27 protein-coding genes are annotated in these 25599 nt (G+C 38.0%); 18 read left to right on the top strand and 9 right to left on the bottom strand.

Annotated elements, in window-relative coordinates; all coding sequences use genetic code 11:
• Window positions 1-295 precede the first annotated feature (295 nt).
• From LB467_RS17090 to LB467_RS17035, 12 genes are all read left to right on the top strand, one after another.
• Window positions 296-1498: a PQQ-dependent sugar dehydrogenase gene (locus tag LB467_RS17090; protein WP_224475265.1), complete on the top strand. Its 1203-nt coding sequence runs from the start codon at window positions 296-298 to the stop codon at window positions 1496-1498.
• 86 nt (window positions 1499-1584) lie between these two features.
• Window positions 1585-2193 (top strand): uridine kinase, encoded by a 609-nt coding sequence (gene udk, locus LB467_RS17085; RefSeq protein ID WP_224475264.1) that lies wholly within the window; start codon window positions 1585-1587, stop codon window positions 2191-2193.
• Window positions 2194-2281: 88 nt separating this feature from the next.
• Window positions 2282-2599: an FtsB family cell division protein gene (locus LB467_RS17080; RefSeq protein WP_224475263.1), complete on the top strand. Its 318-nt coding sequence runs from the start codon at window positions 2282-2284 to the stop codon at window positions 2597-2599.
• Between the two features lie 120 nt (window positions 2600-2719).
• Window positions 2720-4102 carry a methylmalonyl-CoA mutase subunit beta gene (locus LB467_RS17075; RefSeq protein WP_224475262.1) on the top strand — a complete coding sequence of 461 codons (1383 nt, stop codon included), beginning with the start codon at window positions 2720-2722 and terminating at the stop codon, window positions 4100-4102.
• Window positions 4103-4117: 15 nt separating this feature from the next.
• Window positions 4118-6256, top strand: a complete 2139-nt coding sequence (scpA, locus tag LB467_RS17070; RefSeq protein ID WP_224475261.1) for a methylmalonyl-CoA mutase — start codon at window positions 4118-4120, stop codon at window positions 6254-6256.
• A 116-nt stretch (window positions 6257-6372) separates the two neighbouring features.
• On the top strand, window positions 6373-7254 hold the full coding sequence (locus tag LB467_RS17065; protein WP_224475260.1) for an SDR family oxidoreductase: 882 nt from the start codon (window positions 6373-6375) through the stop codon (window positions 7252-7254).
• Window positions 7255-7416: 162 nt separating this feature from the next.
• Entirely contained in the window at window positions 7417-8181 is a 765-nt protein-coding gene (locus tag LB467_RS17060; protein ID WP_224475259.1) for a ParA family protein, read from the top strand.
• A 3-nt stretch (window positions 8182-8184) separates the two neighbouring features.
• On the top strand, window positions 8185-9090 hold the full coding sequence (locus tag LB467_RS17055) for a ParB/RepB/Spo0J family partition protein (protein ID WP_224475258.1): 906 nt from the start codon (window positions 8185-8187) through the stop codon (window positions 9088-9090).
• Window positions 9080-9679, top strand: coding sequence for a DUF5683 domain-containing protein (locus LB467_RS17050; RefSeq protein ID WP_224475257.1), 600 nt, complete (start codon window positions 9080-9082; stop codon window positions 9677-9679). The genes LB467_RS17055 and LB467_RS17050 overlap by 11 nt, the downstream gene beginning before the upstream one ends.
• A gap of 67 nt (window positions 9680-9746) precedes the next feature.
• On the top strand, window positions 9747-10460 hold the full coding sequence (gene dapB, locus LB467_RS17045; protein WP_224475256.1) for a 4-hydroxy-tetrahydrodipicolinate reductase: 714 nt from the start codon (window positions 9747-9749) through the stop codon (window positions 10458-10460).
• Between the two features lie 55 nt (window positions 10461-10515).
• Entirely contained in the window at window positions 10516-12090 is a 1575-nt protein-coding gene (lepB, locus tag LB467_RS17040; RefSeq protein WP_224475255.1) for a signal peptidase I, read from the top strand.
• Window positions 12091-12741 (top strand): WbqC family protein, encoded by a 651-nt coding sequence (locus tag LB467_RS17035; RefSeq protein ID WP_224475254.1) that lies wholly within the window; start codon window positions 12091-12093, stop codon window positions 12739-12741.
• Here LB467_RS17035 and LB467_RS17030 read toward each other — a convergent pair.
• From LB467_RS17030 to LB467_RS17000, 7 genes are all read right to left on the bottom strand, one after another.
• A complete protein-coding gene (locus tag LB467_RS17030) occupies window positions 12731-13756 on the bottom strand; it encodes an endonuclease/exonuclease/phosphatase family protein (protein WP_224475253.1) in 1026 nt (341 codons plus the stop codon). The genes LB467_RS17035 and LB467_RS17030 overlap by 11 nt on opposite strands.
• Window positions 13757-14671, bottom strand: a complete 915-nt coding sequence (locus LB467_RS17025) for a rhomboid family intramembrane serine protease (RefSeq protein WP_224475266.1) — start codon at window positions 14669-14671, stop codon at window positions 13757-13759.
• Window positions 14671-15414 (bottom strand): rhomboid family intramembrane serine protease, encoded by a 744-nt coding sequence (locus tag LB467_RS17020; RefSeq protein ID WP_224475252.1) that lies wholly within the window; start codon window positions 15412-15414, stop codon window positions 14671-14673. Before LB467_RS17020 ends, LB467_RS17025 begins: the two co-directional genes overlap by 1 nt.
• Entirely contained in the window at window positions 15415-17289 is a 1875-nt protein-coding gene (gene mutL / locus LB467_RS17015) for a DNA mismatch repair endonuclease MutL (RefSeq protein ID WP_224475251.1), read from the bottom strand.
• Window positions 17290-17583 (bottom strand): hypothetical protein, encoded by a 294-nt coding sequence (locus LB467_RS17010; protein WP_224475250.1) that lies wholly within the window; start codon window positions 17581-17583, stop codon window positions 17290-17292. It lies immediately after the preceding gene.
• A 110-nt stretch (window positions 17584-17693) separates the two neighbouring features.
• Window positions 17694-18191 (bottom strand): 6,7-dimethyl-8-ribityllumazine synthase, encoded by a 498-nt coding sequence (gene ribH / locus LB467_RS17005; protein ID WP_224475249.1) that lies wholly within the window; start codon window positions 18189-18191, stop codon window positions 17694-17696.
• 2 nt (window positions 18192-18193) lie between these two features.
• Window positions 18194-18967, bottom strand: a complete 774-nt coding sequence (locus LB467_RS17000) for a tetratricopeptide repeat protein (protein ID WP_224475248.1) — start codon at window positions 18965-18967, stop codon at window positions 18194-18196.
• A gap of 146 nt (window positions 18968-19113) precedes the next feature.
• Between LB467_RS17000 and recF the strand changes: the two genes are divergently transcribed.
• The 6 genes from recF to LB467_RS16970 all read left to right on the top strand — a co-directional run bounded on the left by recF (window position 19114) and on the right by LB467_RS16970 (window position 22772).
• Entirely contained in the window at window positions 19114-20193 is a 1080-nt protein-coding gene (gene recF / locus LB467_RS16995) for a DNA replication/repair protein RecF (protein ID WP_224475247.1), read from the top strand.
• Window positions 20190-20618, top strand: a complete 429-nt coding sequence (locus LB467_RS16990) for a lipocalin family protein (RefSeq protein ID WP_224475246.1) — start codon at window positions 20190-20192, stop codon at window positions 20616-20618. The genes recF and LB467_RS16990 overlap by 4 nt, the downstream gene beginning before the upstream one ends.
• Entirely contained in the window at window positions 20602-20898 is a 297-nt protein-coding gene (locus LB467_RS16985; protein WP_075327954.1) for a DUF721 domain-containing protein, read from the top strand. Before LB467_RS16990 ends, LB467_RS16985 begins: the two co-directional genes overlap by 17 nt.
• Window positions 20899-20908: 10 nt before the next feature.
• Window positions 20909-21481 carry a pseudouridine synthase gene (locus LB467_RS16980; protein WP_224475245.1) on the top strand — a complete coding sequence of 191 codons (573 nt, stop codon included), beginning with the start codon at window positions 20909-20911 and terminating at the stop codon, window positions 21479-21481.
• A gap of 138 nt (window positions 21482-21619) precedes the next feature.
• A complete protein-coding gene (locus tag LB467_RS16975; protein WP_224475244.1) occupies window positions 21620-22411 on the top strand; it encodes a HipA family kinase in 792 nt (263 codons plus the stop codon).
• Window positions 22389-22772 carry a DUF3037 domain-containing protein gene (locus LB467_RS16970; RefSeq protein WP_224475243.1) on the top strand — a complete coding sequence of 128 codons (384 nt, stop codon included), beginning with the start codon at window positions 22389-22391 and terminating at the stop codon, window positions 22770-22772. The genes LB467_RS16975 and LB467_RS16970 overlap by 23 nt, the downstream gene beginning before the upstream one ends.
• Before the next feature lie 181 nt (window positions 22773-22953).
• On the opposite strand, the gene wrbA is transcribed toward LB467_RS16970, so the two are convergent.
• Together wrbA and ggt are read right to left on the bottom strand one after the other, a co-directional pair.
• On the bottom strand, window positions 22954-23556 hold the full coding sequence (wrbA, locus tag LB467_RS16965; RefSeq protein ID WP_224475242.1) for an NAD(P)H:quinone oxidoreductase: 603 nt from the start codon (window positions 23554-23556) through the stop codon (window positions 22954-22956).
• 86 nt (window positions 23557-23642) lie between these two features.
• Entirely contained in the window at window positions 23643-25361 is a 1719-nt protein-coding gene (gene ggt, locus LB467_RS16960; protein ID WP_224475241.1) for a gamma-glutamyltransferase, read from the bottom strand.
• Window positions 25362-25599: the final 238 nt, after the last annotated feature.

Here is a 25599-nt window from a genome sequence, read left to right as displayed (position 1 = left end):
ATAGCTTACGCTATCGTTCAAAGTTTCAAATTCGTGGTTCAAGGTTACTTTTAAAAGTAGACCGGGAACCGGGCGGAGCCTGTCCTGAGTAAATCTTGATAAAGATTTATCGAAGGGCTACACCCCGTAGCTTGATCGTTTAACTTCAAAATGTCAATTTGCAGTAATTAATCTCCTGCAAAGCGGGTGCAAATATAAGAAAACTTCTCACTCTACAAGAAAAACTTTAGAATTTTTATATCTTAGTGGAATCTTGCTGATAATGCAAGATAAGCTAATCACAAAAAAAATTATTATGAAGCGTATCTTATTATTATTAGGTCTAATCTTTACTTTTTCGGCCTGTGGAGAAAACCAGAAATCAGAAGAAAAAGCTGAAGTTGAAGAACAAACAGAATCCACTGACCAAAATTCCGATAATCCAGTACCAGAGGAGCAGCCGGAAGCTGTTTCACCCGAACAGGAATATGAGCACGAGGTAGTTGCCGGGAATATGTCAACCCCGTGGGGTTTTGACTTCCTTCCTGATGGGAGTATGCTGGTTACCGAAAAAGGTGGTGATATATACCATTTTAAAGATGGAAAAAGAGCAGCTATTTCCGGTGGTCCCGAAGTTTACAATCAGGGACAGGGTGGTTTACTGGATATCGCACTTCACCCAGATTTTGAAAACAATAAGTGGATTTATATCACCTATTCATCTGATGAAGGTGAGGGCGAAGGCGGAAATACAGCCTTAATGAGAGCAAAACTTGAAAATAATCAGCTAACCAACCGCGAAGATCTTTACAAAGCCGAACCAAATTCTACCAGAGGTCAGCATTTTGGTTCTAGAATTGTATTCGATGGGGAAGGCCATTTATTTTTCAGCATTGGAGATCGTGGAAACAGAGATGTTAACCCGCAGGATATCACAAGAGATGGTGGTAAGATCTACCGACTTAACTTAGACGGGAGTATTCCTTCAGACAATCCTTTTGTAGGAGAAGAAAATGCCAAAGAAGCAATTTATTCTTACGGTCACAGAAATCCGCAGGGAATGATCTTTAACGAAGAAACCGGCGAAGTTTGGGTAAATGAGCACGGACCTAAAGGTGGTGATGAAATAAATGTTATTGTAGCCGGAAAAAATTATGGATGGCCTGTGGTAACCTATGGTGAAAATTATGACGGCACTACTATAACAGAACAAAGAACAGGCCCAGAATTTCAAAACCCACTTACCTACTGGGTTCCTTCAATCGCACCTAGCGGATTTGAAAAAGTAACTTCAGATAAATATCCTGAACTAAAAGGAAATTTATTGGTGGGCGCACTTAAATTCCAGTATCTGGAACATTTAGCTATGGAAAACGGAAAAGTAACTAAAAGAGAAAAGTTAATTGAAGGACTGGGAAGATTGAGAGATGTTCAACAAGGTCCAGACGGTTTTATCTACGCAGCTGTAGAAGGAACAGGGATAGTAAAGATATTACCACTTGAAGAACTGAATAATTAAATATTCAAAACTCACCAAGAGTAATAAAACATCATATTTATTTCTAATTTGGGGCAAATGTTTAAATTTGCCCCAAATTTTTTTAGATGCTCATTATAGGAATTACAGGTGGAACCGGCAGTGGAAAAACTACGGTAGTAAGACAAATTATAGACGAATTAAAAAATGAAGAGGTAGATGTTATTTCCCAGGATTCCTACTACAAAGATCTAAGTCATTTATCTAAAGAAGAACGGGTTAAAACCAATTTTGACCATCCAAAATCTATAGATTTCGATCTACTGGTAGAACATTTAAAAGAGCTTAAAGCAGGCAATACTATTCAGCAGCCTGTTTATTCCTTCACAGAACATAATCGTACCAAACAAACCATTGAAACCCAACCCAGGAAAGTGGTGATCGTAGAAGGTATTTTAATCTTTGCCCATCCCGATATCAGAGAAATGTTTGATATTAAAATCTTTGTACACGCTGATAGTGATGAGCGTTTAATTCGCCGACTAAAAAGGGATATTTCTGAACGTGGCCGAGATTTAGACGAAGTTTTGTGGCGTTACCAAACTACGCTTAAGCCTATGCACCAGCAATTCATAGAACCTACCAAAGAATTTGCCGATATCATTATTCCTACTAACCGCTATAACACCGTTGCTGTTGATATTGTGCAAACCATAATTAAAGACCGCTTGACCTAATTTTGTATCTTTAAGCCAAATAGCCGCTAAAATTTAAGGTTTTCGGCTCAACCAAAATAATCTTAATTAGTTACTGAAGATAGAAGGTGTGAAATTAAAGGAATTAAGGAATAAAAAATGGTTTAAAATTATCAGCAACAAATATGTGCTGCTCATAATTATTTTTGGAGGTTGGATGCTTTTTTTAGACAGTAATTCCTGGTTAGTTCACAACGAACTCGATCAGGAAATAAACGAGCTTGACGAAAACAGGCAGTATTATGAAAATGAAATTTCTAAAGATAAAGCTACCATAGAACAGCTTCAGGATTCAGTGGAAATGGAAAAATTTGCCCGACAGCAGTATTATATGAAACGACCGAATGAGGAAATATTCATAATTGAATATGACACTATTCAGGATTAATTTTTCAGAAAAACCACACAATGAAACCAGCATGATGCTGAACCCAAAAATAGGCAACAAATAGGGTATGATTATAAGCCATTAAGTAACTTCTTAATTGGGATAAAAAACTATAAACAGATGATGGAATCATTATTTCAGGAATTTGACGAGGTTTCTGCAAAACAATGGAAACAAAAAATACAGTTCGATCTTAAGGGAGCAGACTATAACGAAAAACTCGTATATAAATCCCTGGACGGAATTAATATAAAACCTTTTTATAATACTGAAGATGTTGAAGACAGCATAAAAACACCTTCCCCAAAAAACTGGAACATTTGCGAGCACTTATATGTGGTTTCTGCGGAAAAAACTAATAAACGAGCCCTGGAAGTTCTGTCAAAAGGAACCGAAAGCCTTTGGTTCATTATCCCGAATGAAGAAATTTCTATTGAAGATTTACTGAAAAGTATAGACCTTGAAAAGACTATTATTTACTTCAGTTTCAGTTTTTTTTCTGAAAATTATTTCAAACGTTTTCGGGAATTTTTAAAAGGCAAAAAGATCCAAATTTTTGTTCAATTTGATATTGTAGGAAACCTTGCACGCTCCGGGAATTGGTTCCACAATCTTCAGAAAGATCACGAAATCCTTGATGCCCTTTTTTCAAATTCCGAAGATTTTAAATCGGTTATAAGTGTTGACGCTACTTTATATCAAAATGCCGGTGCCACGATCCCTCAACAATTGGCTTACACCCTGGCGCACGTAAACGAATACCTGAATCACTTTCAGGAAAAACAGAATTTCGAAAATTTCCAGCCTCAATTTCTAATCGCTTCCGGGCCTAATTATTTCTTCGAAATCGCGAAAATAAAAGCCCTAAGATGGCTTTACGCTACTTTGGCTTCCGAATATAAGATTCCGGAAACCTGTCATATTCTGGCACAACCAACAAAAAGAAACAAAACACTTTACGATTTTAATGTAAACCTTCTAAGAACCACTACCGAAAGTATGAGCGCGGTTTTGGGCGGTGCCGATACGGTTTATAATATGCCATACGATGCAATTTATCATAAAAACAATGAATTTGGCGATCGGATTGCCCGCAATCAGTTACTGGTGATGAAGCACGAAGCCTATCTCGATAAGGTGGCGAACGCGGCAGAGGGTGCATATTATATTGAAAACCTGTCCCAACAATTTGCAGAAATGGCTTTGGATATTTTTAAGGAAATTGAAAAAAGTGGCGGTTTTTTAAAACAATTAAAAGAAGGGGTGATTCAGCGAAAAATAAAGGAAAGCGCCAGAAAGGAACAGGACCAATTCGATAAGGGCGAACTGGTTTTAATCGGGACCAATAAATTCGAGAATCCGCAGGATAAAATGAAGGATGAATTGGAATTATATCCTTTTTTAAAGCAAAATCCGCGTAAAACTTTAATTGAACCTATCCTTGAAAGACGTTTGAGTGAGCAACTTGAACAGGAACGTTTGAAACAGGAAAAGGCAGATTAATTTTAAAATTTAGCAATGCAAAGAAAAGAACTTCAACATTTAAAATTAAAGCAGCCGGAACTTGGAAAAAGGCAAAAAGAAGAAGAAAACAACACTTTTGAAACTCCAGAAGAAATAGATTTGCAGCCTTCCTATTCTCAAGCCGATATTCAGGATTTAAAGCACTTAAATTTTGCGGCGGGGATTCCTCCTTATTTACGTGGACCGTACAGTACCATGTACGTTAGCCGACCATGGACCATTCGTCAGTATGCTGGATTTTCTACTGCAGAAGAAAGCAATGCTTTTTATCGAAGAAACCTTGCTGCCGGACAGAAAGGGCTTTCTGTGGCCTTTGATCTACCAACCCATCGCGGTTATGACAGTGACCACGAACGCGTGGTTGGCGATGTGGGAAAAGCCGGTGTTGCAATTGATTCAGTTGAGGATATGAAGATCCTTTTTGACCAGATTCCGTTAGATAAAATGTCGGTTTCCATGACAATGAATGGCGCCGTTCTACCGGTTTTAGCTTTCTATATTGTAGCTGCCGAAGAACAGGGCGTGAAACCCGAGCAACTTTCAGGAACCATTCAAAACGACATTTTAAAGGAGTTTATGGTGCGAAATACCTACATCTACCCTCCTACTCCTTCGATGAAGATTATTTCCGATATTTTTGAATATTCTTCGCAAAATATGCCCAAGTTCAATAGCATTAGTATTTCGGGTTACCATATGCAGGAAGCCGGTGCCACCTGTGATATTGAGCTTGCCTACACCCTGGCCGACGGACTCGAATATATCAGGAAAGGCTTAGACGCCGGGATGGACATTGATAGTTTTGCACCAAGACTTTCATTTTTCTGGGGAATTGGGATGAACCATTTTATGGAAATCGCTAAAATGCGTGCCGCCCGCATGCTTTGGGCAAAACTGGTGAAACAATTCAACCCAAAAGACCCAAAATCGCTTTCGCTTAGAACACATTCGCAAACCAGTGGCTGGAGTTTAACAGAGCAGGATCCTTTCAATAATGTAGCACGAACCTGCATTGAAGCAGCTGCGGCAGCATTTGGAGGAACGCAAAGTTTACACACCAATGCTCTGGATGAAGCCATTGCCCTGCCTACAGATTTTTCAGCGAGAATTGCGCGAAATACACAGTTACACCTTCAACAGGAAACGAAAATTACCAAAACGGTAGACCCTTGGGCCGGAAGTTTTTATGTTGAAAAACTTACCGATGAGATTGCTGAAAAAGCCTGGAAATTGATTGAAGAAGTTGAAGAACTTGGGGGAATGACCAAAGCTATTGAAGAAGGAATTCCGAAGATGCGCATTGAACAAGCTGCAGCAAAAAAACAGGCTAGAATTGATAGCGAAACCGATATCATCGTAGGAACCAACAAATATCGACTCGAAAAAGAGGATGAACTGGTAACTTTAGAAGTAGATAACCAAACCGTCAGAAAACAACAGGTAGAACGCCTGGAAAAAATAAAGGCTGAAAGAGATACTGAAAAAGTTGAAAAAGCCCTGAAAGACCTTACTGAATGTGCGAAGGAAGAAAATGGCAATTTGCTTAGCTTAGCAGTTGAAGCAGCGAGGCAACGTGCTACTTTAGGTGAAATTAGTGACGCTCTGGAAGAAATTTACGGCAGGCATAAAGCCAAAGTTCAAACCTTTAGCGGTGTATATTCCAAAGAAATGAAAGACAATACTTCGTTTAAAAAAGCCAGGGAACTGGCAGACCAATTTGCAGAACAAGACGGGAGAAGGCCCCGGATTATGATTGCGAAAATGGGACAGGATGGTCACGATCGTGGAGCAAAAGTAGTAGCCACAGGTTATGCCGATCTTGGTTTTGATGTAGATATTGGTCCATTATTCCAGACCCCAAAAGAAGCTGCAAAACAAGCTGTAGAAAACGATGTACATATTCTTGGCGTTTCTTCCCTGGCTGCAGGTCATAAAACTTTAGTGCCACAGGTTCTGGAAGAATTAAAGAAACTAGGCCGGGAAGATATTATGGTAATTGTAGGCGGGGTAATTCCTTCCCAGGATTATCAATATTTGTTTGATGCCGGTGCTGTGGCAGTATTTGGCCCGGGAACTAAAATTAGTGAGGCGGCAATCCAGCTTTTAGAGATTTTGATAGATGAAGAAGTGTAAAGCATTTCTAAACAAACCTACTAAGAAGAGCTTCGAAAGCGCTGTAAGTTCGAAGCCGAATTAAAAAAAATTCAAATCTCACTTAGTGAGTAAACCAACCAACTAAAAATAATATTATGGATTATACTAAAAAAATGCTTCGGGATGATGCTTTAAAAGGCAAAATCATTATCGTAACCGGTGGCGGCAGTGGACTCGGGAAAGCGATGACCAAATATTTTATGGAACTTGGCGCTAAAGTAGCGATTACTTCCCGCGACCTGGATAAACTTAAAAATACCGCTAAAGAACTTGAAAATGAAACCGGAGGAAAATGTTTTGCCGTACAATGCGACGTAAGGCACTATGAGCAGGTAGAAAATATGCGCGACGAAGTTTTAAAGCAATTCGGTAGCGTGGATATCTTACTGAATAACGCCGCCGGAAATTTTATCTCCCCAACCGAGAGATTAAGTGCAAATGCTTTCGATACTATTATCGATATTGTCTTAAAAGGAAGTAAAAACTGTACGATGGCACTTGGAAAACATTGGATAGACGAAAAACAAAAAAATAAAACCGTATTAAATATTGTGACTACTTACGCCTGGACGGGTTCTGCTTATGTGGTACCAAGTGCTACCGCAAAGGCCGGAGTTTTGGCAATGACAAGATCTTTGGCAGTAGAATGGGCAAAATACGGGATTAGGTTTAACGCCATTGCACCCGGCCCCTTCCCTACCAAAGGCGCGTGGGACAGGTTATTGCCGGGCGATTTAAAAGACAAATTCGATCTTGCTAAGAAAGTTCCTTTAAAAAGAGTTGGTGAACACCAGGAATTGGCGAATCTTGCCGCTTACCTGGTTTCAGATTTTTCAGCCTACGTAAATGGCGAGGTAATTACCATAGATGGCGGTGAATGGCTTAAAGGTGCAGGACAATTTAATATGCTGGAAGCTATTCCGGAGGAAATGTGGGATAAGTTGGAAGCGATGATTAAATCGAAAAAAGGCAGTTAGAACCAGCTAAATCTGGAGTTATTCCTTCAATTTTTTTAAATTAAAACCGATTGTTAAGCATTTATAGGTAACAATCGGTTTTTATGTATAAGCTGTTAACAAAATCATTTTATAAACCTGTAATAAATTGTATTTTTACCCTTCAAAAATTATAGAGACTTAATGGGTAAAATCATTGCTATTGCAAACCAAAAGGGAGGAGTGGGAAAAACCACTACCTCGGTAAACCTTGCCGCTTCGCTTGGAGTACTTGAAAAGAAAGTATTGTTAATAGATGCAGACCCACAGGCTAACGCCACTTCCGGACTCGGAATTGACGTGGAAGAGGTTGAGTTAGGTACTTACCAGCTTTTTGAAGACTCAATAGCTGCAGAGGATTGTATTCAAAAAACAAGCTCACCAAATTTAGATATTATCCCGGCCCATATAGACCTGGTAGCCATAGAGATCGAGTTGGTAGATCAGGATCAAAGGGAGTCTATGCTAAAAAATGCGATCACGCCCTTAAAGGAATTGTATGATTTTATTCTAATTGATTGCGCTCCTTCCCTTGGTTTATTGACATTAAATGCTTTAACGGCATCAGATTCTGTGGTAATTCCAATTCAGTGTGAATATTTTGCATTAGAAGGTTTAGGGAAATTATTAAATACCATAAAAAGCGTTCAAAAAATCCATAATAATAAATTAGACATAGAAGGTTTATTGCTTACTATGTACGATTCCCGTCTAAGGCTTTCTAACCAGGTGGTAGAAGAAGTTCAGAAGCATTTTGGCGAGATGGTTTTTGATACAATCATTCAAAGAAATGTGCGTTTAAGTGAAGCCCCAAGTTATGGTGAAAGTATTATAAACTATGACGCCGGCAGTAAAGGAGCCAGCAATTATTTGAGCCTGGCAAATGAAATTATAAAGAAAAACCCTTAGAAGATGGCGAAGGCGACCAAGAAACAAGCTTTAGGACGTGGACTTTCGGCTTTATTGAAAGACCCGCAAAATGATATACAATCTGCTGAAGATAAAAATGCCGATAAACTGGTTGGGCATATAGTAGAACTGGATTTAGAATCTGTTGAAGTAAATCCGTTTCAGCCAAGAACCAGTTTTAACCAAGACAGTCTTAAAGAACTGGCCTCTTCTATTAAAGAACTTGGCGTGATCCAGCCTATTACCGTTAGAAAACTGGATTTCGATAAATATCAGTTGGTTTCGGGTGAACGTCGATACCGGGCTTCAAAACTTATCGGGTTAGAAACTATTCCGGCCTATATTAGAATTGCTAACGACCAGGAATCTCTGGAAATGGCGTTGGTTGAAAATATTCAACGTCAGGATTTAGACCCTATTGAGATCTCACTTTCCTATCAGCGCTTAATTGATGAAATCAATCTTACTCAGGAACAACTTAGCGAACGTATTGGTAAAAACCGATCGACTATCGCCAATTATCTGCGCCTATTAAAACTGGATCCCATTATTCAAACAGGAATGCGGGATGGGTTTATGAGTATGGGCCACGGTCGTGCGCTTATTAATGTTAGCGACCCACAAAAACAGCTGGAAATTTACGAAAAAATACTTCAAAAATCTTTATCGGTTAGAGAAACCGAACAACTGGTACGTGAAGTAAACGAAGGTACTAAGTCTCAAAAATCCACGAAGAAACCAGCTGCAGTTCCTACCTCTTACAAAAAAGGAATCAAGGAATTTTCAGAATACCTTGGTACAAAAGTAGATGTAAAGGTCACTAAAAAGGGAGCAGGAAAACTCAGCATTCCTTTTTCTTCCGAAGAGGATTTTATTCGATTAAAAAAACTTATTCAGGGTGAAGACTAATAAGGCTTTATCATTTCTTTTTTTTCTGTTGTTCGTTTTCACACTTACGGCTCAGGAAGATTCTTTAATGGTTGAAAGGCCAACAATACAGGATACGATTCCAGAGGAAGAAGAAGAAAAAGACTATAAACCCTATAATGCGCTGGCACCAGCCAAAGCAGCATTCTACTCGGCCGTATTACCAGGCTTGGGTCAGGCTTATAACGGGCGTTACTGGAAAATCCCAATAGCTTATGCAGGTCTTGGAGTTGGAGTTTACTTTTACATCAATAATGATAATCAATGGAACCGTTATAGAGATGCTTATAAGAATAGACTAGCCGGTAGAAAAGATGAATTTACTATAAATGGCCAGGAAAGAATTTCAGATGATGGTTTAATTAGAGCGCAGCAATTTTATAGGCGCAATAAAGAAATTTCGATTTTAGTAATTGCGGGTGTTTATATTTTAAACATAGTTGATGCCAACGTAGACGCGCATTTACAACAATTTAACGTTAGTGAGGATCTTAGCGTAAAACCAAATATGGATTTTGATCATTTTACAGGAAAATCCCGCTACGGTTTATCTTTAAATTATAGATTTTAGATTTAGCATATCTAACTTCCTGCTATATATCAATTATTAACACAATACAATAACAAAATTTATAGAGATGAAAATCGCACTTTTAGGATACGGAAAAATGGGAAAGACAATCGAAGAGATTGCACTAAACCGTGGCCACGAAATTGTTCTTAAACTGGAAGAAGATATTGATACTTTTGAGATTGATAAAATAGAAATTGATGTTGCTATAGATTTTAGCGTTCCAAAAGCTGCGTTTAAAAATATTACTACCTGTTTTAAAAATAATATTCCGGTGGTTTGTGGCACTACAGGCTGGTTGGACGATTATGAGAAAGCAGTAGAAATCTGTAAGAAAGAAGGCAGTGCTTTTATCTATGCATCAAATTTTAGTGTAGGTGTAAATCTATTCTTTGAGCTGAATAGAAAACTGGCCAAAATAATGAATGGTATGGATGATTATGCTGTTGAAATTGAAGAAATTCACCATACCCAAAAGCAGGATGCACCAAGTGGAACTGCTATAAGCCTTGCGCAGCAAATTATTTCTGAAAACGATAAAAAGAAAAACTGGCAACTAGATCATGCTGAAGCAGATGAAATTCCGGTTAAGGCTAAGAGAATTGATGACGTTCCCGGCACACATACCGTCTCTTACAATTCTAAAATAGATTCTATAGAAATAATACATACCGCAAAATCCAGACAGGGCTTTGCTCTTGGAGCTGTCATTGCCGCAGAATTCCTTAAGGACAAGAAAGGTATTTTCACTATGAAAGACGTACTCTCCAACCAATTTTAAATAAAATAAAGTAACAAAGACTGTGTTTTATTACTAATAAGCAAAGAATAAAAATATGACGTTTACACAATGGTTTCTGTTTTTTCTGCTAATTCAGGTTATTCACTTTGCAGGTACCTGGAAACTTTATAAAAAAGCAGGAAGACAAGCCTGGGAGGCCGCTATTCCTATTTATAATGCAGTAATTTTAATGAAGATTATAAACCGCCCGTGGTGGTGGGTTATCCTACTTTTTATTCCTGTAGTAAATCTCATTATGTTCCCGGTGATTTGGGTGGAAACCATTAGGAGCTATGGCCGGCATAATACCACAGATACGGTTTTGGCAATTCTTAGCCTAGGATTTTACATTTACTATATAAATTATGCTACCGATGTAAAATATATTGAAGACAGAAGTTTAAAGCCAAGAACTGCAGCCGGGGAATGGATAAGTTCTATACTTTTTGCGGTTATTGCCGCTACCATTGTGCATACCTATGTGATGCAACCTTTTACCATCCCGACTTCTTCTTTAGAGAAAACCCTGTTAGTGGGAGATTTTCTTTTTGTAAGTAAGTTTCATTATGGTGCCCGCTTACCAAGGACTGCAGTTGCATTTCCTATGGTTCACGATACAATTCCTGTTTTGGGAGTTAAATCTTATCTAACCGAACCTCAAATTCCTTATTTGAGATTACCGGGCTTTGAAGATATTGAACGTAACGATATTGTGGTCTTTAACTGGCCGGTAGATACCGTAAACGCTTTTCAACAATATGGCGACGGAAAATATTATTACAAACCTATAGACAAGAAATCTAATTATGTAAAACGTGCGGTTGGTCTTCCCGGTGATTCCCTGGAAGTAAGCGAAGGAAAGGTAGTTATTAACAATGAGCCACTACAGCTTCCGGGACGGGCTAAAACCCAATTCACCTACTATGGCACCACCAACGGACAAGGATTCAACCCAAGATATTTATATGAAGAATATGATATCACCGATGGTTATTATCACGATGCAAATACCAATCAATTTTATATAAAAGCATTAACTGAAGCTGCATATAACCGCATTAAAAATCACCCCAATGTAACCAGCATTCAGCGATATTCTGACTCTTTAGGATCTAAAGATCGCAGCATTTTCCCAAACAACGGAAAATTAAACTGGAATAACGATCATATGGGACCTATTTACATTCCTAAGGAAGGTGTAACTGTAGATCTTACTTTAGAATCGATGCCTTTTTATAAGCGAATCATCGAAACCTATGAAGGGAGCGAAATGGGCGTAAACAATAAGTTAAGTCTTAACGGTACCCAGGTTTTATTAAATGGACAACCTACAAATTCTTATACCTTCAAGCAGAATTATTACTGGATGATGGGTGATAACCGCCATAACAGTGAAGACAGCCGTACCTGGGGGTTTGTGCCTGAAAACCACGTGGTAGGAAAACCTGTTTTTGTCTGGATGAGCTGGGATACTAATGCCCAGGGATTCTTTAATAAAATTAGATGGGATCGCGTTTTCACTACGGTAAAAGGAGATGCCACACCTACCTCTTACCTACCCTATTTCCTGATTGTGGTAGTGATAATTATCGCTTTCAATTACTTTAAGAAACGTAGGAAAAACGCTTAAATGAAAGAAATCTTAATACATCCGGCCTATTTTGGGCCGGTTTCTCAATTTGTTGCCCTGGTAAAAGCAGATAAAGTCTTTTTTGAAAATGAGGACAATTACCAGAAACAAACCTATAGAAATCGGATGTATATCTACGATTCCAACGGAAAATTACTATTAAATATTCCTATAAAACATCGTTCAGCATTAACGGGGGAGCCTAAAGAGGCCGGGAAACATCAGTTATACAAAGAGGTGAAAATTGAAAACGATTTTGAATGGCAAAAGCAACATTGGCGTGCTTTAAAAGCATCATATCAAACTTCCCCGTTTTTTGAATTTTATGAAGATGAAATTCACCCACTTTACCATAAGAAATTCGATTACCTGTTGGATTTTAATTATGCCTGCCTAGAATTTGTAACTGAAGCACTTCAGTTAGATCTGGATTTTCAGAAAACTTCAGAATATATTCTTCATCCTGAAGATGTAAAAGATCTAAGACCTTTAATTAATTCCAAAAGGAAATTCAAATTTGAGCACGAAGAATATACCCAGGTTTTTCAGGACAAGCATGGCTTTTTACCGAACTTAAGCATTTTGGACCTGATTTTTAATGAAGGTCCTAACTCTACAAATTATATTGAAGCGCAGGAGTTTAAATTTTAAACCTGGTTAATATTGGGTAGTGATCTGAAAGTTCTATTTCAAATCTTTCAAAACTCTTTATTTCTATTTCTTTTTCTAATAGCATAAAGTCTATGCGCAGTGGAAAAAAACTTATTTCAAAGGTTTTCCCAAAACCTTTTCCTGAATGTAAAAAAGCATCCTTAAATCGTCCATCGGGATTTATAAGTTCGTAAATGTAAGAAAAGGCCGTATTGTTAAAATCTCCCGCAATAATGGTTTTATAAGGCGTTTGATTTACCTTTTCCATTAACATTTCAGCCTGTTCCTGCTGCAATCCAAAGCCATAGCCAATTCTGCCCAGCAATTTTTTAGAATCCGCTCTCCGTAGAGAGCCTATATCTGGTTTTATATTAAGAGATTGAAAATGTACATTAAAAATACGCAACGTATCTTCTTTCACCACCACATCAGTGTAAATAGCATTATTATTTCCCTGGTGAGGGAAGTCTAAAGAGATTCTTTCCACTATTGGATACTTAGAGAAAATCGCAGAACCAAATTCAGAATTCCTACCTTTTCGATGAACAAAATAATAGGGGTATATCTTTTTTAACTGTGTTACATTTACGGTATGTTCCTGGGTTAATAAAATATCTGGATCTTTCTCCTGAATAAAATCGGTAATTTGCTTAGGGATACTTTTGTCATCTTTCCAGTTATATTCGTTAAACATCCTCACATTATAACTCATAATGCTAAGATCTTCTGTAGAAGTCTCCCTGTCGTTGCTGAACTGATATAGGCTTAAAACATAATTATAGCCCACAAGAAGTATTAAAAAAGATAATAAGAATTGTCTTTTAAATTTTATGATCCAGTAAACCATAAAAACCAGGTTTACAAGAATTAAAACAGGAACTCCAAGGCTTAAAACAGAAAGTAAAGGAAAGGATTTCGGAGGGATAAAAGCGAGTAAATACGATAGCAAGAGTGCCGTAGCGAAAAGGGAGTTAAAGATAAAAATGAGCTTATCTAAGAGACCTAGCTTTTTCATTTAATCTTCTTTACCTGCTTTAAAGAGAAAATCTTTCTCGCTTTTGCTCAAACTATCATAACCGCTTTTACTAATCTTATCTAAGATACTGTCAATTTGTTTTTGCTTTTCATCTTTATCCAGTTTTCTGGAAACAGTAGATTGACGCTGAGCGGTAGTCGATTTTTGATTGGTGGTTTTGCGGTATACGGTTTTCATTTTTGCCTTGCGCTCGCTGGGTTTAAATAAGGCCGCAAAGCTATCCATTATCTTCTCAAACCAGGAACCTATATCATTGCCTTTTTGTAGTTGTTTAGTATAAAAGTAACCTAAGGCAGCGCCACCGAGATGGGCTAAATGTCCTCCGGCATTACTCATTGGAATCTGAATAATATCTAATGCCACCAAAAAGGCAGCAATGTACCAGAATTTGATGCTTCCTATTAAAAGAAGCTTTACCCGCATATTTGGAATATAAGTAGCTATCCCTACCAAAACAGCCATCACCCCTGCCGAGGCCCCTATTAAATAAGAGCGGCCTGTAGATTGAAAAGCAGGAAATAAATTATAGCTTAACATATACACCAAAGCTCCCATAATAACTCCTAAAAAGAAATAATTGAGCAATCGTTTCGGTGAAAAATAATTCAGAAAATATATTCCGGAGAAATATAAGATCAGCATATTGGAAAGAATATGCCAAATCCCACCGTGTAAAAAAGAGTAGGTAATAATAGACCAGGGCTTAAAAATAAACTCCCCGGGTTCCTTAGGAAAAACAAACCATTCCAGTAAAAAATCTGAAGGCAACTGAAACAAATAAGCGATAGTCCTGAACAAAAAGAACAGGAAGAAAACCAACACGTTTATAGCGATTAGTTTCTCAACTACCGTTGCGGTTTGCAGTTTATATTTTAATTTATCAGATCCTTTCATCAATCCCAACGGTTTTGATTAAACTGGTTTTTCTTCCAGTACCACATCATTATAAAGCCAAACAGAGCACCACCCACGTGGGCAAAATGTGCTATCCCTCCTCCAAATAACGAATATCCTGTAAATCCTGAAAATAAATCCAGTAAAATAAGTGCAGGAATAAAGAATTTCGCTTTAATAGGAACCGGTACAAATAAAAGGAATAATTCTACATTGGGAAACATCATCCCAAAAGCTACAAGAATTCCGTATATAGCACCAGATGCTCCCACAGCCGGGGTATTTACACTTTGATACAAGTCCTGTAAGGTTTCCTTAGGAACAGACTCCAGTATAGCAGTAGAGTATTCTCCCGTTTTAAGCAATTGCTCTATATTACCCATAGTCATACCCGCATCCAACAAGGCGTTATATCCGGTTTTAAATTCAATATAATTAACCAGGGTATGTAAAAAAGCCGCTCCAAGTCCGGCAGAAAAATAAAAGAAAACAAAGCGTTTTTGCCCCAACATCTGCTCTATAGGCCCTCCAAAAGCCCAAAGCGCATACATATTAAATACAATATGCATAAGGCTGCCATGCATAAACATATGGCTCACAAACTGCCACACCATAAAATTTTCGTTCTCAAAGAACCAAAGCGCAAATAATTTGTATGCATAGTCGCCCAGAAACTGGCTACCAACAAAAAAGATGATGTTGATGATTAAAAGTACTTTTACAGTTTCGGTAATTCTTCCCATTTACATAAATTTTTTATCCAGCTCGTCTACCGTTAAAGTAACGAAAACCGATCTGTTAGACGGGCTTAGCCCGGGTTCTTTACAAGCAAACAACCTGTTAACGATATGTTGCTGTTCGGTATTGTTTAATAGTGTTCCAGATTTTACCGCCATTCCCTTTGCGAGTGACTTTGCCAACAAATCGGTTTGTGAAAAACCATTATCGGGCACATCGTTTTCAAAATCGGCAATAAGTTGTTCCAGTAAGATTTCGACTTCGCTTTCTGAAATAAGCGTCGGAATTCCAACAATTTCTACGGAATTTCCTTTTACTTCAGAAAATACAAATCCTGTTTGTTCAAGCGAATCCTGAAGTTGTTTTAATATCTCTATCTCGTGCGTATTAAACTGAAGGTTGAGCGGAAACAACAACTGCTGGCTCACTGCTGCTGAAACAGTAATGTTTTTCAGCATTTCTTCATATAAAATCCGGGTGTGTGCACGGTGTTGATCTATCACTAAAATCCCGCTTTTCAGCGTGCTTACTATATATTTTTTATGAAGCTGAAAGGTAGATTTTTCCTGTGAATCTTCGGGGGATTGAAATAAATTTCCGGTTACCTCCTCACTTTCAAATTCTATTTCTCTAAAATCGCTATCGGGTTTTGGGGAATCTTCACTTTGCAAACCGGCATATAAGCTCTCCCAACTCTCGCCCCGTTCTCTTTTAAAGTTGGAAGATAAAGAATTCGAACTGCTTTTGCTTTTATGAGTTCTTGCATTTTCCTCCTGAAAAGGATTGAAATTTCGATCTACTTCTACCTGCGGAACTTCAGCCGATCTATTTTTATAATCGTAAGGTGTATCGAGGTTAGAATCCCTGTCAAAATCCAAAACCGGGGCTACATTAAATTGCCCTAAACTATGTTTTATCGCACTTCTTAAAATTGCATAAAGCGCATGTTCATCGTCAAACTTAATTTCAGTTTTGGTGGGATGAATATTGATATCTATACTTTTCGGATCTACTTTTAAGAAAAGAAAGTAACTGGGATAAGATTTATCCTTCAGTAATCCTTCAAAAGCAGCTACTACGGCGTGATTTAAATACGGGCTTTTTATAAAACGATTATTCACAAAAAAGAACTGTTCACCCCGGGATTTCTTAGCAAATTCAGGTTTTCCCACAAAGCCAGAAATTTCAACAATTTCGGTTTCTTCGGTTACAGGAACCAATTTCTCATTGGTTTTTCCGCCAAAAATATTGGTAATTCGTTGTCTATGATTTGTTTCTGGCAATTGAAAAAGTTCCCCGCCATTATGAAATAACGAAAATGTTATTTGTGGATGTGCCAAAGCCACCCTTTGAAATTCATCTATAATATGCCGTGTCTCCACTGCATCAGATTTTAAAAAATTTCTTCTGGCCGGAATATTATAAAAGAGGTTTTTAACACTTACCGAAGTTCCTTTTGGGCACACACAAACATCCTGATTAGCAACTTTACTTCCTTCAACCTTAATTTGTGTGCCTACTTCCTCATCTTCCTGTTTCGTTTTTAATTCTACGTGTGAAATGGCAGCGATAGAAGCCAATGCTTCCCCGCGAAAACCTTTGGTTTGTAAGCTAAAAAGATCTTCCGCAGTTTTAATTTTTGAAGTGGCGTGGCGTTCAAAACACATTCGTGCGTCTGTAAGGCTCATTCCCTTACCGTCGTCTACAACCTGGATTAGGGTCTTTCCTGCATCCTTAATCACCACTTGAATATTGGCAGAACCTGCATCAATAGCATTTTCAACCAGTTCCTTCACCACTGAAGCAGGGCGTTGCACCACTTCCCCGGCAGCAATCTGGTTCGCTACATGGTCTGGTAAAAGTTGAATTATATCGGTCATTTAAGGTTGATTGGAAAAGATGGACAGATCAAAATCAATTATCCATAGAAAAATTAAAACCAGAACCATAATTATTATCAGCAGTCGCTTATTGATCTCACGGTTACCACGCGTTCTACTGGATTTACGCACTTCAGCCCATTGAGAGCCAAAATCTATAGCATTGGTAGTTTCCTTATATTTATTGAATTTAGAATCAAAACTATAAATATTACCCGCATCTTTCCCTTTATAATAACGTGGGGTGTAATTATAACGGGCGTTCTTTCTGGGTTTATAAAAATTGATTCTCAAAATATGCTGATTTTCTGTGGTAGTTCAAATTTACTCAAATTGCTTCAAAAAACCGAAGTCAATTAGCTTAAAAAGAAATCAACAAGAATAATGCCGATGTACAAAATGATTTAATATCTGGCGTCCTGGCGTAGTTTTGCCATTTTAATAGCAGCTATGGCAGCTTCAGTACCTTTATTGCCGTGTTTACCACCACTACGATCTATAGCCTGTTGCATATTTTGATCGGTTAATACACAAAAGATAATTGGAGTGTCGTTTTGCACATTAAGATCTTTTATACCCTGGGTAACTCCCTCGCAAACAAAATCAAAATGTTTGGTTTCACCCTCTATTACACTACCGATTGCAATAATTGCATCTAGCATATCAAAGCTTTCCTGCATTTTTTTGCAGCCATAAACAAGTTCAAAACTGCCGGGAACATTCCAACGAACAATTCTTTTGGCCTGCACCTTATTTTCTATAAGCGTATTGTATGCGCCTTCATATAAACCTTCGGTAATTTTATCGTTCCATTCTGAAACAACAATCCCGATGCGAAAATCACTCGCATCGGGAAGTTTATCTTTATCGTAATCTGAAAGGTTATTTCCTTCTGTTGCCATAATTATTGTTTTGCAGCACGAGCCTGTCCCATATAGATTGGTACCTTCTCAGCTTCTGGAGCTTCTGGATACTCATCTTTTATTTTCTGAAGATGTTCCTCGGCATCTGCCGGTTGTCCAACCTCTAGAGCGGTAATTGCTGCTTTTAGTAAAAATTTTGGTGTTGTAAATTCATTAGAACGCATAGAAGCTGCTTTCTCGTAATAGTCTAAAGCTTCTTCCGGTTGTTCCAATTGCATAAAAGCATCGCCAATTCCTCCGGTAGCTAAAGCTGCAAGAACTTCGTCGTCACTACTAAAGTCTTCAAGGTAATTGATAGCTTCCTGATAGTTACCGGTATTTAAATAAGCAAAACCTGCATTGTAAGTTGCAAGGTTTGCCGCATCTGTACTTCCGTAGTTATCTATAATATCAAGAAAACCGTATTTTCCTTCACCACCATTTAAAGACATGGTGAAAAGTGAATCGCGTTCAGCGCCTGATGCGTTTAAGGCAGAAGCAAAATAATTTTGCGCCTGTGCCATTTCATTGGCTGCTTCTTCCTGTTTTGGTTCACTTACAAAACGTTCGTAACCAAGGTAACCTAAAACGGCTACGATTGCTACAGCAACAATGATATAAATATACTTTTGATTCTCTGCTACCCAGGTTTCGGTCCTGCCAGCACCTTCGTCAAGAGTGTTAAATACTTCAGCAGTTGTAGATTCGTCCTCTACCTGTTTCTGCTGTTCTTCCTTATTAGATGGTTTATATCCTTTTTTCTTGTAAGTTGCCATAAAAACTGTTTAATGCGTGGCAAAAATATGATTTTTATTCAAAATTAAAAGGGAAATTATTTGTATTTTTTTAATATTTTCGGGTCATTCGCTTTACTTTCAAAATTACATTACACAAATATCAAAAAGCTGAATAACAGCATTTTATGTTTTTAAAACACCTCTCTTTAGTTAATTATAAAAACCTGGATTCGGCTTCTTTCGAGTTTGATACAAAAATAAATTGTTTTGTAGGCAATAATGGCGTTGGTAAAACCAACGTTTTAGATAGTATTTACCATCTGGCATTTGGGAAAAGTTATTTCAACCCAATTACCAGCCAAAATATTAATCACGATGCCGACTTTTTTGTAGTTGAAGGACATTTTGAAAAATCAGAAAAAGAGGAACATATATTAGTAAGCGCCAAACGCGGACAAAAAAAGGTGATTAAAAGGAATAATAAAGCCTATGAGAAATTCAGCGATCATATTGGCTTTATTCCTACTGTAATTATATCACCTGCCGATCGCGATCTTATTATTGAAGGAAGTGAAACCCGCCGTAAATTTATGGACGGGGTGATCTCGCAAAGCGATAATGTTTATCTCAATAAACTGATTCAGTATGGAAAGATAAATGCACAGCGTAATTCCCTGTTGAAATATTTCGCAGCCAACCACAGTTTTGATCGTGATACTTTAGAAGTTTACAACCTACAACTTAGTGAACTGGGACAGTATATTTTCGAAAAGCGAAAAGCCTTTTTACAAAAATTCATTCCTATATTTAATAAACGCTATGGAGATATCACTAAAAACGAAGAACAGGTAGATATAAGCTATAAAAGTCAGCTGTTTGATAATGACTTAACTCATTTACTTGAAGCAAACCTTCAAAAGGATATGGCTTTGCAATATACAAGTGTGGGTACGCATAAAGACGATTTAAGCTTTGAAATTGAAGGTCATCCTATTAAGAAATTCGGATCACAGGGACAGCAAAAATCTTTCCTGGTTGCATTAAAACTAGCGCAATTCGATTTTATAAAAGCGATTAGTAAAGTCAACCCAATTTTGCTGCTCGATGATATTTTCGACAAATTAGACGAACAACGTGTAGCACATATTGTAGCTTTGGTGGCTACAGATCAGCTTGGACAAATATTTATCAGCGATACGCATGCAGACCGAACGGAAGCCGTTGTAAAAAGCAGTAATCAAACTTATAAACTCTTTAAATTGTGAATAAAAAAATTCTTTTTTTCCTCTTCGGAATCGTATTTTTAGGATGTCAGCAAAACAATCCGGAAGAACAATTAGAACACCTAACAGGATACTGGGAAATTGACCGCGTAGAAGTTGCTGAAGATTCTGTAATTAACTACAAAGTTAACGCCACGGTAGATTATATGGAGTTTGACGGTAATGAAGGTTTTCGTAAAAAAGTAAAGCCGCAATTTGATGGCAGTTACAAAACCAGCGAAGATGCAGAGGAAATTTCAGCGAGGATAGAAAACGATAGTTTACGTCTTTATTACAAAACTCCATTTGACGAATGGATGGAAACTGTAATTTCTGCTGAAGAAGATAAGTTTAGCGTGCTAAACCGGGACGGAAAAATATATTATTACACAAAATTCACATCCTTATTAGATGAAGAAGAGAAATAGTGAAAATCAAAGTTTAAGTGAAGTTTTAAAGGAATTTGTAGACCATAACAAACTACAGGGTGGCCTGGATAAAGTTAGTGTAAAAGACGTGTGGTACAGAGAAATGGGACCTGCAATCGAAAAATATACTACAGCCATAAAACTTCAAAATGAAACACTTTTCGTACAATTAAGCTCCTCAGTTTTAAGGGAAGAACTTAGTTACGGAAAGGAAAAAATCATTAACATGCTTAATCGGGAATTGGGAAAAGACCTGATTAAAAAACTGGTTTTACGTTAAAATTATTACAGTGCACCGCCATTTCAAAATCTATAAACCCTACGGTTATTTAAGTCAGTTTATCACCAATGAACGTCCCAGAAAGAAAAAGAAACTTTTGGGGGATTTAGGTGATTTCCCTGAGGAAACAATGTCTGTTGGCAGGCTGGACCAGGATTCTGAAGGCTTGCTTTTTCTTACTACAAATGGGAAAATTAGCGCTGAAGTTAACCGGAATAAAATTGAAAAAGAATATTACGTGCAGGTTGATGGGAAAATCACTCCTGAGGCTATTGAACAACTAAGAAACGGTGTAGAAATAGGCATTCACGGAAAAATTTATGATACCCTGCCCTGCGAAGCTTTTACCCTGGAAGAAAGACCGACGTTACCAAAAAGAGCAAAGAAAATTCGCGATGAACGTCATGGCCCAACCAGCTGGATTTCGGTAACACTAATCGAAGGTAAGTTTCGTCAGGTCAAGAAAATGACTGCCGCCGTGGGGTTCCCTACTTTAAGATTGGTTCGTGTAAGAATTGGCAATGAAAAACTTGACGAAATGGAGGCCGGTGAAATTATTGAACTTTCAGAGTTCTCTTATTAATTCGTATTCTTTAAAACTTTAATTCCAAGTGTTGCTCTATAAATTCGTCTTTTTCAACTTTTAAATTAGTTACAGCATTATTTAAGTTTATTTCCGAATAAGCTCATAAACCTTAACTTTGAGGACATATAACAATCTATGCAGAAAGCAGAATTAAGAACGGTGACCGTCACCAGATACATTACTCCGTTAAGGGAGGGTGGCTCTTTACCCGCCCTTACCGAAGCTGATGATGATTTTAAATATGTATTGAAATTTAAAGGTGCAGGCCACGGCGTAAAAGCTTTGATCGCCGAACTTTTAGGGAGTGAAATTGCCCGCGCCTTAGGCTTTAAAGTACCGGAACTTGTTTTCGCGCATTTAGATGAAGCTTTTGGAAGAACAGAAGGCGATGAGGAAATTCAGGATCTATTGCAGGCCAGTCAGGGTTTAAACCTGGCCTTACATTTTCTATCGGCAGCAATCAATTTTGACCCTGTGGTAACTGAAGTTGATGAATTTGAAGCTTCCAAAATAGTCTGGCTTGATTCATTTATCACCAATGTAGATCGTACCTACAGAAACACAAATATGCTTATCTGGCATAAAGAATTATGGCTCATAGACCACGGTGCTTCCTTTTATTTTCATCATTCCTGGATGGATGTTGAAGAAAAAGCCAAAACAGCTTTTAGTTTTATAAAAGATCACGTGTTATTACCGCGAGCCACTAAACTGAACGAAGCCGATGAATTTTGCAGAAAAGTGATCACTCCCGAAAAAATAAAAGAAATTGTATCGTTAATTCCTTCTGAATGGTTACAGTGGCAAGATACTGATGAGACGGAAGAAGAGATTAAAAAGGTTTATTTGCGGTTTTTAACCATCCGCCTGGCGCAGTCAGAAATTTTTATAAAAGAAGCAGAAAATGCAAGAAAAGCACTTATATGAATATGCTGTAATTAGGCTGGTACCTAAGGTTGAACGGGAAGAATTTTTAAACGTGGGAATTATTCTGTTTAGCAAACAGGCAAAATATTTAAAAGCTTTATTTGAAGTTGATGAAACCCGCTTGAGTGTTTTCTGCAAGGATTTGGACAAAGAGGAACTTTGCGCAAATCTGGATTCTTTTAAAAAGATTTGCGAAGGAAATGAAAATGGCGGCCCCATTGCCCAACTCGATTTAGCTTCCCGTTTTAGGTGGCTCACTGCGATTCGCAGCTCTATAATTCAGACTTCGCGGCCACACCCGGGAATGACCAGTGACCTCGACAAAACCCTAAATCGACTTTTTAATGAACTTGTTTTATAAAAGGGACTATTTAAAGATTTGTAATAGTCATCCTGAACCTGCCCGTCCGTTCAGGCGGGTTTATTTCAGAGTCTGCTCCGAAATTTATTCGGAGATCTAAGTGGTTATCAAACTAGAAACTGAAACAAGTTCAGCTTGACGACTCAACATTCTCAAATAATCCCTTTTTATTATCTTTTTTCTAACTCTTAAATTTTCCGGCCATTTCCACAGTTCTTTTAACCTGATGCTCTACCGCTTTTTTAATATTATCACCCGGAGTATTTCCATCGGCAGTCACGCTTGTTCCGTAAGGGTTTCCTCCTGCTTCAAATAAGCTAGGATCAGTATAGCCCGGAGCTATAATTATAGAACCCCAATGCATCACGGTTTTATAAAGCGAAAGCAAAGTGGCTTCCTGCCCTCCATGTGGGTTGGCTGCGCTGGTCATTCCGCTCACAATTTTATTTGCTAGTTTTCCACTAGACCATAGTCCCCCGGTAGTATCGAAAAATGCCTGTAATTGTGATGGTAAGTTTCCGTAACGGGTTGGCGTGCTAAAAATAATAGCATCTGCCCATTCCAGATCGTCCAATTCTGCTTTAGGAAAATCTTTATTTTCAGCTACATATTTTTTCCAGTCTTCGTTTTGATCTATAGCCTGCTGTGGGGCGGTTTCCTGAACTTTTTTAATTCTTACTTCTGCCGCTCCGGCGACTTTCGCTGCTTCCCCGGCCCATTGTGCTAATTGGTGATTTGTACCTGTGGCACTATAAAATATCACTGCTACTTTTGGTTGACTCATAATTCATCTTTTAAAGTTGATTAATCTTTTCAGATAAATATAAAACAAAATAAAGCTAATAGTTTTAAGGTTATTATAAAATTAGATTAAAACCCGACAGCTTTTCCATCGTAACTACGGGAATCTGCAGCCCCGTAAATAAAATTGTTTTCCCAGTCTATATAAATTCCCATCGCCTGGCCCTGTTTGCCACCCTCGTAAACTTCGTGTCCCATTTCTTTATAGATCCGCCTGGTATCAGGCGAAATTCCCCAGTCTTCAAATCGCGTGCGATCAGGAAGCCATTGGTGATGAATTCTAGGCGATTCAACAGCTTTAGCAACATTCATTTTATGATCTATGGTATTTACAATTACCTGTAAAACGGTGTTGATAATAGTTCTTCCGCCTGGGCTGCCAATTACCAAAAGTGGTTTTCCATCTTTTGCTACAATTGTTGGCGTCATACTGGAAAGCATACGTTTTTCAGGAGCTATTAAATTAGGATTTGTGCCAATTAGTCCGCGCGAATCAGTATACCCGGGAATAGGATTAAAATCGCCCATTTCGTTATTTAATAGAAAACCCGCACCTTCTACCACGATCTTAGAACCGTAACTGCGCTCTAAAGTATAAGTCATTGACACTGCATTGCCATCTTTATCGACTATTGAAATATGCGTGGTTTGCGGACTTTCATATTGTGCATGTGCATTATTGAAATTAGCGGAATCACTTACTGAAGATTTTTTAAGTTCTATACCTTCCCGAAGTTCAGCTGCATATTCTTTAGAAGTTAATTTTTCTACCGGCATTTCTATATTGAAATTGGGATCTCCCAAATATAAAGCTCTATCGGCATAAGCTCTTCGCATTGCCTCAGTAAGTAAATGCAGGCTAGCCGCCGAATTATGCCCTGCTTCTTCAATATCAAAACCTTCTAAAATATTGAGCATTTCAATAAGTGCCACACCTCCAGAACTTGGTGGCGGCATCGCTATAATCTCGTGCCGGCGATATCTACCCTCTAAAGGTTCCAACTCTTCAGTCTCGTATTTGGAAAGATCTTCCTCAGTTATAAGTCCACCGTGTTCTTCCATAAAATCAGCGATCAGTTTCGCGGTTTTCCCTTTGTAAAAACCATCAGCACCATTTTTCTGAATTCGCTTTAAAGTTTTAGCCAGATCTGGCTGTTTCCAGGTTTCACCGGAATTATAAATCTCTTTTCCATTTTTAAGAAAAGCTTCTGCGGTGGCCGCATAGAGTTCGTCATCTTTATGGTCTTTAACCCACTTTAAGAACCAGTTCATATTATAAGTAGATTCAAAACCATTTTCAGCGAAATCTATGGCAGGTTGTAAAAGCTCATCCCACGGCAAACTTCCCATTTTTTGATGGGCTTTATAAAGTCCGGCAACGGTACCCGGCACTCCAACAGAAAGCAAACTTTCGTGATTAGAATTATCCTTAATTTTACCGTCTTCGCCTAAAAACATATTAATAGTAGCGGCTAAGGGCGCTTTTTCGCGAAAATTAAAAGAAGTTTTATGCCCATCGCTACCATAATAAACCAGGAAACCACCTCCACCAAGATTTCCTGCGGAAGGCAAAGTGACAGCAAGCGTAAAAGCTGTAGCGACACTTGCATCTATCGCGTTCCCACCTTTAGCCAGTATATCCCTACCCACTTCTGAAGCAAGGTAATGACTTGTTACTACCATTCCATTCTCTGCCTTCACCGGTGTGCGGCCGGATTGTGAGAAAGAAGGAAAATAAAAAATAACGGCCAGGAAAAGGCAAAGCAAGGATTTAAACTTTTGTTTCATATTTTGTGAGAAGTTTGGAATTTAGTTTATAAAACCTCGATAATTACGAGTTGATGAGATGGATCTTTACACTGCAAACGCAAGTTTAAATCTCATTTAATGAGTAAACCTAACTAAACCACTCTGCACTCAAAGTGCAGAGGTTTTTTTACTAGGGACTGAAAGTCCCCAAGCTATTCCAATATGAAATTGGAGTTATCACTCGAATCTCGACGATGGTGCTCCAAATATTCATTAA

The organism is Salegentibacter tibetensis (assembly GCF_020164485.1).
In the GTDB taxonomy this organism is placed as follows: Bacteria; Bacteroidota; Bacteroidia; order Flavobacteriales; family Flavobacteriaceae; genus Salegentibacter; species Salegentibacter tibetensis.
This window is presented reverse-complemented; position numbering and strand designations above follow the sequence as displayed.

What these genes read in the sequence shown, in the direction of transcription:
- LB467_RS17090 (WP_224475265.1), top strand. Translation starts at nt 296, where the DNA reads ATGAAGCGTATCTTATTATTATTAGGTCTAATCTTTACTTTTTCGGCC.
- udk (WP_224475264.1), top strand. Translation starts at nt 1,585, where the DNA reads ATGCTCATTATAGGAATTACAGGTGGAACCGGCAGTGGAAAAACTACG.
- LB467_RS17075 (WP_224475262.1), top strand. Translation starts at nt 2,720, where the DNA reads ATGATGGAATCATTATTTCAGGAATTTGACGAGGTTTCTGCAAAACAA.
- scpA (WP_224475261.1), top strand. Translation starts at nt 4,118, where the DNA reads ATGCAAAGAAAAGAACTTCAACATTTAAAATTAAAGCAGCCGGAACTT.
- LB467_RS17065 (WP_224475260.1), top strand. Translation starts at nt 6,373, where the DNA reads ATGGATTATACTAAAAAAATGCTTCGGGATGATGCTTTAAAAGGCAAA.
- LB467_RS17060 (WP_224475259.1), top strand. Translation starts at nt 7,417, where the DNA reads ATGGGTAAAATCATTGCTATTGCAAACCAAAAGGGAGGAGTGGGAAAA.
- LB467_RS17055 (WP_224475258.1), top strand. Translation starts at nt 8,185, where the DNA reads ATGGCGAAGGCGACCAAGAAACAAGCTTTAGGACGTGGACTTTCGGCT.
- dapB (WP_224475256.1), top strand. Translation starts at nt 9,747, where the DNA reads ATGAAAATCGCACTTTTAGGATACGGAAAAATGGGAAAGACAATCGAA.
- lepB (WP_224475255.1), top strand. Translation starts at nt 10,516, where the DNA reads ATGACGTTTACACAATGGTTTCTGTTTTTTCTGCTAATTCAGGTTATT.
- LB467_RS17035 (WP_224475254.1), top strand. Translation starts at nt 12,091, where the DNA reads ATGAAAGAAATCTTAATACATCCGGCCTATTTTGGGCCGGTTTCTCAA.
- LB467_RS17030 (WP_224475253.1), bottom strand. Translation starts at nt 13,756, where the DNA reads ATGAAAAAGCTAGGTCTCTTAGATAAGCTCATTTTTATCTTTAACTCC.
- LB467_RS17025 (WP_224475266.1), bottom strand. Translation starts at nt 14,671, where the DNA reads ATGAAAGGATCTGATAAATTAAAATATAAACTGCAAACCGCAACGGTA.
- LB467_RS17020 (WP_224475252.1), bottom strand. Translation starts at nt 15,414, where the DNA reads ATGGGAAGAATTACCGAAACTGTAAAAGTACTTTTAATCATCAACATC.
- mutL (WP_224475251.1), bottom strand. Translation starts at nt 17,289, where the DNA reads ATGACCGATATAATTCAACTTTTACCAGACCATGTAGCGAACCAGATT.
- ribH (WP_224475249.1), bottom strand. Translation starts at nt 18,191, where the DNA reads ATGGCAACAGAAGGAAATAACCTTTCAGATTACGATAAAGATAAACTT.
- LB467_RS17000 (WP_224475248.1), bottom strand. Translation starts at nt 18,967, where the DNA reads ATGGCAACTTACAAGAAAAAAGGATATAAACCATCTAATAAGGAAGAA.
- recF (WP_224475247.1), top strand. Translation starts at nt 19,114, where the DNA reads ATGTTTTTAAAACACCTCTCTTTAGTTAATTATAAAAACCTGGATTCG.
- LB467_RS16985 (WP_075327954.1), top strand. Translation starts at nt 20,602, where the DNA reads ATGAAGAAGAGAAATAGTGAAAATCAAAGTTTAAGTGAAGTTTTAAAG.
- LB467_RS16975 (WP_224475244.1), top strand. Translation starts at nt 21,620, where the DNA reads ATGCAGAAAGCAGAATTAAGAACGGTGACCGTCACCAGATACATTACT.
- LB467_RS16970 (WP_224475243.1), top strand. Translation starts at nt 22,389, where the DNA reads ATGCAAGAAAAGCACTTATATGAATATGCTGTAATTAGGCTGGTACCT.
- wrbA (WP_224475242.1), bottom strand. Translation starts at nt 23,556, where the DNA reads ATGAGTCAACCAAAAGTAGCAGTGATATTTTATAGTGCCACAGGTACA.
- ggt (WP_224475241.1), bottom strand. Translation starts at nt 25,361, where the DNA reads ATGAAACAAAAGTTTAAATCCTTGCTTTGCCTTTTCCTGGCCGTTATT.